At 68.1% G+C, this 699-nt stretch carries 2 protein-coding genes; one reads left to right on the top strand and one right to left on the bottom strand.

Annotation, left to right across the window (positions count from 1 at the left end):
* A partial coding sequence (locus tag EN742_RS38505) for a hypothetical protein (RefSeq protein WP_189375770.1) occupies positions 1 to 352 on the top strand: 352 nt, incomplete at its 5' end.
* A 27-nt stretch (positions 353 to 379) separates the two neighbouring features.
* Here the strand turns inward: EN742_RS38505 and EN742_RS36790 are convergent.
* Positions 380 to 699 (bottom strand): cytochrome P450 (locus EN742_RS36790; protein WP_148670607.1); only part of this gene is annotated, 320 nt, incomplete at its 5' end.

The raw sequence follows: 699 nt of genomic DNA, 5'->3' as shown, positions 1-699 counted from the left end.
GCGTCGGGCTCCGCACGGCTTCCCGAACGGGCAGCGCAGGACGCTGGTCGACGGCATGACGCTCGACAGGCATCAAGCCGCCATGCCGATGGAATGGAAGCTCGGCTGGATCCGCCACTATGCGGTGAAGTCGCGGCAGGAATTGCTGAGCAAGCACGCCCGCGGCGGAGGCTTCACGCCGGCGAGCGAGGCGCCCTCGCTGGAAGAGTATATCGCGACGAGGGATCAGAATGACATTCTTGATCCGCTCGACGACGCGGCGATCGAGGTCCTGCGGGCCAAGGTGGCGGAGATCGTCCGCTCGCTCGATCCGGCGATCCTTGCGCAGACGCGGCCGCTTTTCCTTGACTGAGGATTGGTGGCCCGGCGCGCGATCCTCTCAAGCGAGGACAAGCGGCGCGGTACTCATCCCGTGAAACGACAGCGACGGGCGGCGCCTGGCGCCGGCGGCATCAAGCCGCCAGCCGGGAGCGCGGGTGAACAACGCCTCGAGCATCGCCGCGATCTCGATGCGGGCGACATGCTGGCCGAGGCAGACATGCAGGCCGGTGCCGAAGGTCAACGACAAGGCCGGCGAGCGGGTGAGGTCCAGCCGGTCACCGTCCGCGAACACCGCATCGTCGCGGTTGCCGCTGCCCAGCACCGCCACCACCGCCTCGCCGTTCGCGATCCCAACGTTGCCGAGGTCGATGTCTTCGG

Origin of the sequence: Mesorhizobium sp. M4A.F.Ca.ET.020.02.1.1 (genome assembly GCF_004022645.1) — a bacterium.
Classification (GTDB): domain Bacteria; phylum Pseudomonadota; class Alphaproteobacteria; order Rhizobiales; family Rhizobiaceae; genus Mesorhizobium.
This window is presented reverse-complemented; position numbering and strand designations above follow the sequence as displayed.